The organism is Actinacidiphila sp. bgisy160 (assembly GCF_057707815.1).
Genome location: NZ_JBYIQW010000103.1, coordinates 1 through 8,462, shown reverse-complemented (window position 1 = coordinate 8,462; position 8,462 = coordinate 1). Strand labels below are relative to the sequence as shown.

Below are 8,462 nucleotides of genomic sequence, written 5' to 3'. Positions count from 1 at the left end.
GTCCCCGGTCACGACGAAGGGCCGGGCGGGGGACGACTCCCGCCCGGCCCTTCGTCGTGACCGCTACTTCTTGTTGAAGTTGCCCGCGACCTGGGCGTCGAAGTCCTCGGCGCCCTTGGCGATCGAGGTGAACGCCTCACCGAAGTTCTCCAGGCCGTGGATGGCCTGGGTGAGGCTGCCGGTGAACTGCTGGTAGGCGTCACGGATGGCGGGGCTGGCCTGGGGCAGCACCAGCTCGTCGTTGAGCATGTTCTCGACCTGGCCCTTCAGGCCCTCGAGGCGGGCCATCCACTCGCTGCAGGTGGACGCGTGCGCCGACGCCCGCTGCCGGACGTCCTCGGGAACGATGTGAATCGCAGGCATTGCAACGCCTTTCTGTTCTGCTGACTGGCCTGGGGGTGGTGTCCCCGATCAGGCGATCTTCGGGCTGGTGCCGCCGTGGGTACCAGGGTTCTGCGGATGAGTGTCCGGATTATTGGGGTTCGTCGGGTTGTGCGGGTCCTCGCCCGGCTTGTTGCCGCCGGACCACGTCCACTCCGGCGTCTTGCCGTCGGCGCCCTTCGGCCCGCGGGTGTACTCGGTGTGGCTGCCGTCGCTGCCGGTGACGGTCATGGAGCCGCTGCCGTCGCTGTTGATGTTGGCCACCGTGTGCGCGGTGCTGCCGTCGGGATACGTGGTGTCCGTCGTGTAGCTCGGGCCGTTGTACGTGGTGGTGGAGGTGTACTTGTTGCCGTCGTAGTTGACGGTGGTCACTTCCTTGGTGACGTTGCCGTCCTTGTCGACCTCCACGTGCGAGTCGATCGAACCACCGTTGGGCGTATCGACATGGAAGTCGGGGGGCGTGTCACCGGGGTTCGTGGCGGAGCAGAAGTCCGGCAGTTCGCCGGGCCCCTCGCACTCGCTGAGGTGGTTCTGCTTGTAGTCCCACAGGTCCTTCTTCTGCCGCCAGTTCTGAACGTGCAGATTGGCGCTCATCACACCGATCTCGGCGCCCAGCTCGGAGTCGAACTCGCGGAAGGCCTCGCCCACGCCGCCGAAAGCGGCGGCCAGCTCCTTCAGGCCCTTGTCCGCGCGTTTCATGGTGCTGCTGGCGTTGGTGTGGAAGAGCGACATCGCACTGGCGACGCCCTCGTGCCCGAGGATCGCCTCCGCCTCACCGCTGCCCGAGCCGAGGCGGCCGAAGACGCCCTTGTTGATGAGCGGGTCGATCTCGCCCGCCAGGGCTTCCAGGTCGCGCTTGGCCGCGTTGAGGACGTCGTAGTCGATTTTGATCTCGGGCACAGGGGACCTCCGGACGGTCCTTGGAGAATCCGGTCACCACGACCACGCACCACGCCCCCCGCCGGTTCACCGCCGCACGCGGGTTTGACCCACGTCACATGAACCACGTGCGTGCCCCGCGCGTGGTCCACGTGGAGAGCTCCGCCGTGCTCCTCCGCACCGAACCGGGAGGGATCCCTGACATGCCTCGCCCGAGCGACTGGAACGTTCTCGGCCTCCACGGGGATCCGACCCCCGGAGACCCGGGCCAGATCCGTCTGCTGGTCGACGACCTGGTCAAGATCGGTTCTCAGGCGAGGTCCATCGCGAAGGCCATCGACCAGGTGATGGACACGGCGGACAGCAGTGTCTTCGCCGGGAAGACCGCCGACGCGCTGCGGGGCAAGGTCGACGACAGGCTGCGCAACCACATCAACGACGTTGCCGACTCCTTCTGGGAGGTCTCCCAGAACCTCGGCGCCTGGGCGAACCACATCGAGGATGCCCAGCGGCGGGCGGACGGCGCCCTGTCGGCCGCACGCGGCCTGGCGAAGGACGACCCGCAACTGGAGGCCCTTCGGCAGACCGCCCAGAGCGCGGGCACGGAGCTCGACGACGTGGGCAGCACCATCGCGAACGCGATCAACAACGCCTCCGACATCCGGCTGCCGATCTCGGACTGCCAGGTCTTCTGGGAGATGTTCCAGATCCTGGCGATCATCCTCATCGTCCCGGCGCTGATCTTCGGCGGTCCGGTCGCCCTGCTCGCCCTCGGCGTCAACATGACGCTGTTCGTGAAGGCGGCCATCGACTTCGCCCGCGGCGACATCGGTTTCCTCGACCTGTTCCTCGCCGGGCTCGGCATCATCGCCCCCACCACGAAGGCGCTGCCGATCTTCGCCATCGGCGGCCTCCTCAAGTCCGGCTTCAAAGCCGTCGTCCAGTGGGGACGCAACAGCTTCCTGTCCCTGAAGGACATGATCAGCGGGTTCCGGTTCGCCACCGTCTTCACCGGTCTGCGGGACGTCGCGCGGATCAGCCTGACCTGGGTGCGCCAGGGCGGACTGTGGGTCATGCAGAACTTCCACAACGTGCCCGCGCTCGGCGGCTCGGTGTTCGTCAAGGGCGGGCTGGTCGTCGTCCAGGGCGTCCGCTCCATCCCCGTGGTGGTGCGCGGCTGGGGGTCGGCCATACGGGCCGGCGCCCCCGGGGCGTGGCAGAACTTCCGGCTCTTCGCCCAGGAGACCTGGAGCAGCCAGATGGGCGGCGCCAAGTGGACGCGCCTGATCCTGCCCGTGACGCACACCGACATCGCGGAGTACGGGCTCAAGGGCGCGCTCCGCATGGGCTTCTGGGACCGCGGCGTCATGGGCCGGGGGGTGTGGGACCTGCCGGTGGGCGGCACGGTCGCGCACACCGTGAGCGCCGTGCCGATGGGCCCGCACGGCGCGACCCCGCACCTGGACCTCGGGCACGCCAACATCAACATGGCCCGCATGGACCTGGAGAACGTGCGCTTCGGCAACTTCGCCGACACCCACACCTCCGTCCGCCCGTCCTCCTTCTCCGTGGCGCCCATCAGCACCGTCGACCTGACGGGGCTGCGGGTCGGCACGGTCAACCCCGTCTCGGTGCACGGGGCGAACGCCGTGTTCGACAACTCGACGGCCGGCTTCCGGGCAGTGCGGCACATGGACGACGTGGTCGACATCGCCGGCACACAGATGAACCGGATGAAGATCGACGCCTTCGACGTGGCGCCCGGCCAGATGAGCGGGGGGCTCGGGGTGAGCGCGGCGGCCCCGGGCGGCCATGTGACGCACTCCTCGGGCCTGTATGTGCCCGGCTCCGCAGGCGCCCCGGTCGTGCACGAAGGCGTGGACGTCTCCGCCCTCGTCGCCAAGGGCCACGGGGGCAACCTGCTCGCGCAGGGCCCGGCCGGCGTCATTTCGGGACCGCCCGGCGGGACCAGCGCGCTGCACACCGCCGTCACCGGAGTGCCCGCGCCCGCCCCGGGCGGCACGGCCCTGCACGACCTGCTCGCCGCCCCCGGCGCCCCGGGCGCGGGGACGGGTGCCGCGCACACCGCGCTGAACGGTGTCCAGGCGCCGCCGAGCGGTGCCGGGGTCCACGACCTCCTTGCGGCTCCGGGCGGACCGGGCGGCGCCCACGCCCCGCTCACCGGGGTCCCCGGGCACCAGAGCGGCACCAGCGCCGGAGGGTCGGCGTTCGACGCGCTGGCGGGCGGCTCCAAGGGGACGCCGAACAATCCGGTGCCCACGCACCTCGGGTCCGCCCTCGACGAGAACGTCGCCGGTGCGGCCCGCGCCAACCAGGCCCATCTGACCCTCGACGAGCTCGTGCGCCCCGCCGGCACCGGCCGCCCCGGCTCCGTGGTCACCGACACCGTGCCCGGTCCCTCCGCGCACGGCGCCCCCGCTCCCGGCCTGCCCAAGGGCGGCGTCCACGGGACGCCGCCCAAGGACGCGGCCCGCTCCGCGCTCGACCTCCTCGACGACGGCCGGGGCGTCCGTCCCGTCGACGGCCCCGCGTTCGCCGGCGCGCCCGGAGCCGGGAAGACCGTGGACGCCGGCGCGGGCCACGCCTTCGCCGGGGCGCCCGCACGGAGCACGGACGACGTCGTCGTCACCCCCGGCACGCACGACAAGGTGGCCGTCACCGGCGACGGACACGTCGCGGTGCCGCTGCGTCAGGACCCGGTACCGGTCCCGCCCGCGGCGTCGGGCGGCGGTCACGTGCTCTCGCGCGAGGCGGACCTGCTCCACGAGGTCAACCTGAAGCTGGGCAAGATGGGGTCCGGCGCGGTGACCGCGGAGACCGTCACCGCCGCCCGCCAGGTGCTGGAGGACCTCCGCGGCGCCGCCTTCACCAAGGTCGACATCCGCGCCCAGGCCGACCAGCTCGCCGTGCACCTCGCCGGCCCGGAACGCGGGCACCTCCCCGGCGGCGTCAGGGACACCGACCTCACGCACGACGCGCCCGCCACCCCGGGGCCCGGCGGGCACCACGCGCCGCCTGTCCCGCCGAGGCCGCCGCGGCCGGAGAGCGGTCTGCTCGACGGGCTCGATGACGTGGACCTGGACGACGCCGGCGCACCGATGCGTCTGCACCTCGACGCGGAAGGCGGCTCGCTGCCGGGACCTCCGGCCGGCGGGCTCGACGACGTGGTCCTGGACGACACGGGCGCACCGATGCGTTCGCACTTCGACATGGATGACGACTCGATACCCGGGACTCCGATCGGCGAGCACGGGACCGAGGACCTGGACGGCTTCGCGCAGTTCGTCGACCTGCTCCGCCCGCTGCGGCAGCACGTGGAGGCGGCCATCGACAACCCGGCGGCGAACATCGAGGTGGCCCTTGTGGCGAACCCCGGTGGCCGGACCTGGCGCGAGTTCTCCGATGACGTGGGCCACGCCATGGTGTCCGTGATGCTGCCGGGCGAGCGCAAGCCGCTCACGATCGGCTTCTACCCCGGCGACGAGGGAAGCCTCTTCGGTCGCCCCGGTGCCCTCGTCAACGACGCCGAGTACCTCCTGTCCGGGCACGTCCGCGTGCTGGGCACCTACCGGATCACCGCTGAGCAGCTGTTCGAGGGATACCGGTACGCGCTGGCCAACTCCGGCGCCGTCTACGACCTGTTCCGCTACAACTGCGTGCGGTTCGCCGAGGGCTTCGTCTCCGCCGCGCTCGGGAAGACCGTGGCGGACCTGTGGGTGGCGGCCCCGTACCGTCTGGTCGACGCCATGCTGACTCCCAACGGCGCCTGGCACTGGGCGGACGGAACGGGGCCCGTGGCCAAGCTGACCGCCGACGACGCGATGCGGTACCAGGACGCCTTCCTCGATGTGAACGACTGGCGGCGTGTCGCGAACGACCAGGTCGACGCCGCCTCCGACCAGGCGAAGCACTTCGTGCTCTTCGACCACCAGCGTCCGCTGATCAACGGGAATCTCGCGACGGCCCCGCAGAAGGAACGTCTCGGGCTGCTCGGTCAGTTCGAGACGATGATCACCCACACCATCCTCACCTCGGGTGACGACGCGGGCCGCCAGTTGTCACGACAGCTGGGCGAGACCTACGGCACGCTCCGTCCCGGGCTTTCCGACCTGCCGGCCCCCTCGGTGCCCGCGTCCGTCGCCGGCGACTCACTCCCCGGCGTCGGCAGGGGCTCGCTGGACAGCGTTCCGGATCCGGTGCCGAGCCCCGGTGGGTCGGGAGTCGGGCATTCCTTCACGGATGTGCCGGAGTCCCCGGTGCATCACGCGCCCGAAATGCAGCGGATGCTCGACGATATCGACGGCATGCTGCACGAGATGGGCGTGTCCCGGACGTCGCTGGACGACCTGCCGTCCGGTCCGCCGTCACCCGTGCACCCGGGGACCGGCGGCGACGTCCATGTCACCTCCGGTGGGGAGCCGCACACCCCGGCCGTGGACAAGGGCAAGGGCAAGGCGCCGGCCGACACATCCGGCTCCTCCGGCATGGGCGGCGACCAAGACGGCGTGCGGGTCAACGCCGGGGACGACCTGTCGGAGATCGACGCGGCGGCGGCCATCACCGACGCCCGCCGCGAGCTGATCAACGCCCGGACGATCCGCGACGACCTGCAGACGCGCTACGTGGACGGTGTCGGCACCTCGGCCGAGGTCGACGGCGTCCGCTACCTCGAGTCGTGGGAGCAGGTCAGGCAGGCCGACGACGCGCTGGCCCGGGCGGAGGCCCACTGGGACGAGCTGACCGGCGGCGCGCCGCTCCCCGAGGTGCAGGCCTACGGCGGCCACGGTCTCGGCGGCGGTGCGCGCCTTCCGGAGGGACTGCGTTCGCTGCTGCACCTCAAGGGCCGCGGCGACGCCCTTCCGCCGGCTCCCGAGGCAGTGGTGCAGTCCGTCGACCACGTCCCGTCCGCGACCCATGTCGTCACCTCGCTGGAGGACGGCAAGCTCAGCCACGCCCTCGTTCCCAGCGGCCAGGACCTGACCGTGGCCCACTGGCTGAGTGAGCCTCAGTCCGCCCACGGGTGGCCCAAGGGCGGCGGCAAGGAGGCGTACGAGGGCGACCTCAAGGCGCACCAGGACGTCCTGACCAAGGGGCTGGCCGGCGCGGAGCACGACGACGCGCTGAAGTCGGTGCTGGTGCAGCAGCAGAAGTCGTTCGAGGAGAACGTCCAGCTGTTCCACGCCCTCGAAGGCCGAACGGAACTGCGCAACCTGCGCATGCCGCAGCTCTCGGCGATCGTGATGGCCGAGCGGCGGGCACTGCGCACGCTCGCGGCGGACACGGACGCCCTGACCGCGAAGCTGCGCAGCGGTGAGTGGAAGTGGGCGAAGGGCTACCCGCTCGACGGGGCGGAGGCCGGTGAGCTCATCGCGAAGGTCCACAAGCACCTGCAGGACGAGCTCTCGCTCACGGTGAACCTCAAGCTCGGCAACCAGTTGCCGGGCGGAGGGACGCTGCTGGACGCGCTGACCGGGGACCAGCAGCTGCTCCGCAACGCATGGGAGACCGGCAACGCGGGCGCCGGGTACTACGTCACGCGCGGCAGGGCGGAGGAGGCACTCGGCCTGCCGGCGTCCGTGAAGCGGACGACGGACGCATCCGGGATCTACCCGGGCCAGGACGGCAAGCCGTTCGCGCCGACCGCGGGCGACCTCGCGGACCTCCCGAACTACGCCGCCCTCACCTCCAAGTACCGTCCCGGCGGCGTGAAGATGTACGGGCAAGCGGTCTTCCACCTCAAGCCCAATCTGATGGACCGGGCCACGTTCACCCCGGCGGACAGCTTCATGGAGGACCTGCAGGGCGCCCGGAGCGTCACCGGCCGGGGCAACATGCTGCCGCTCCTCAACCACGGCCACGAGCCTCTGGTCCGGCTGGCCTTCGCCGAGGCGACCGGCTTCCAGTTCGACGACGCGTTCCGCGGTTTCCGGGACGCCGGGACGCTGGAGCGGCACCTGAACCGCTACTTCGAGGCACAGGTCCACGGCGGCGTGAAGTGGGACGACCTGGACCGCGTCGTACTCGTGGACGACGGTTTCGATCCGGCGATCCAGGCCCAGAAGCTGCAGCTCGAGCAGTTCGCCAAGGACAAGGGGCTCTCGTTCACGGTCGAGGTCCACAACGCGCGACCTGGCGCGGGCCGCGCCCCCGGAGTGCACCCGGCGCCCTCCGCGCCGTCGGCGCCCCCCGGACCCGGTGGGACCCACCCGGGCGGCACCGGTGGTCCCGGGCCTTCGCCGGCGCACGGGCCGGCGCCGGCGAGCGGCCACGCGGGCGGTCCCGACACGCCTCCGGCCCCCGGCGGCAGCACGTCCGGCGCCGCCGCCGACGGGGTGCACGAAAGCTACGCCGACCTCGACTTCACCCGCTCGCTCCTTGACGAACGCGGGGTGCCCAGGGACGACCTCTTCACGGGCACGGCCGCGCGTGTCGAGCCGTCCGGCGACGGCTCGTTCGTCTCCCCGGCGGCACCGTCCGCCTCGGGGGGCGCCGCGAAACTGACCGAGGACAAGATCCTGGACGTCGTCATCGGCACGGGCGGGCGCAACGGCGACGAGCGCCGTACGCTCGCCGGTTTCGAGTTCGGCGCGGGCACCCGCAACAACGACGGCAAGAACCTCGTTTCCCGGCCGATCGTCGTCACGGTCAAGGACGGTGGGACGGAAGCGAAGGTGGCCGTCCACCTGAACGTGATGCTCAGCTCCGGCAACGAAGCCGACGTGACGGTGGCGGGGAAGAAGCTCGCGAACACGACGGAAGTCACGATCACCGGGAGCAAGTTCCACCTCACCGCGCGACCGCACACCGACCAGAACCTGATCGACCTGCACGGCGCCTCCAGCGACACCGCGTCGAAGTCCATCCACGTGGGGCCGGGCAACGCCCTGTCGTCCGGCTGGAACAGCAGGCCGGGCAACACCGGGAACCTCGCACGGGCGCTCGGCGTCGCGGAGCAGAAGCTCATCGAGGCCCTCGACAACCGTTTCCCGCCGAGCGGGCTGGTGGACATGGTCCACCGGTTCCAGGACGACGTGGAGCGTGCCGTCGTCCACGGCTCAGGCGCGGAGGACGCGCGGGTGCACTTCCAGGGCGACAAGTCGTTCCCCGTCCGGGGCGACGCCCGTGGTGTGTCGGCGCCGGCCGTCTCCGGGCTGTCGGGCGGGATGGGTGATTTCGTCCAC

The 8,462-nt window shown here is 71.3% G+C and carries 2 protein-coding genes and 1 pseudogene; 1 reads left to right on the top strand and 2 read right to left on the bottom strand.

What is annotated here, in order from left to right; translation table 11 throughout:
* Positions 1-63: 63 nt before the first annotated feature.
* Together AC3EUJ_RS36610 and AC3EUJ_RS36605 are read right to left on the bottom strand one after the other, a co-directional pair.
* The gene (locus AC3EUJ_RS36610) at positions 64-363 is read right to left on the bottom strand and encodes a hypothetical protein (protein WP_431969232.1); all 300 of its coding nucleotides are present in this window, start codon (positions 361-363) and stop codon (positions 64-66) included.
* A 48-nt stretch (positions 364-411) separates the two neighbouring features.
* Positions 412-1,281, bottom strand: coding sequence for a hypothetical protein (locus AC3EUJ_RS36605; protein WP_431969230.1), 870 nt, complete (start codon positions 1,279-1,281; stop codon positions 412-414).
* 182 nt (positions 1,282-1,463) lie between these two features.
* Here AC3EUJ_RS36605 and AC3EUJ_RS36600 point away from each other — a divergent pair.
* Positions 1,464-8,462, top strand: a pseudogene (locus AC3EUJ_RS36600) (hypothetical protein); the annotation flags it as partial.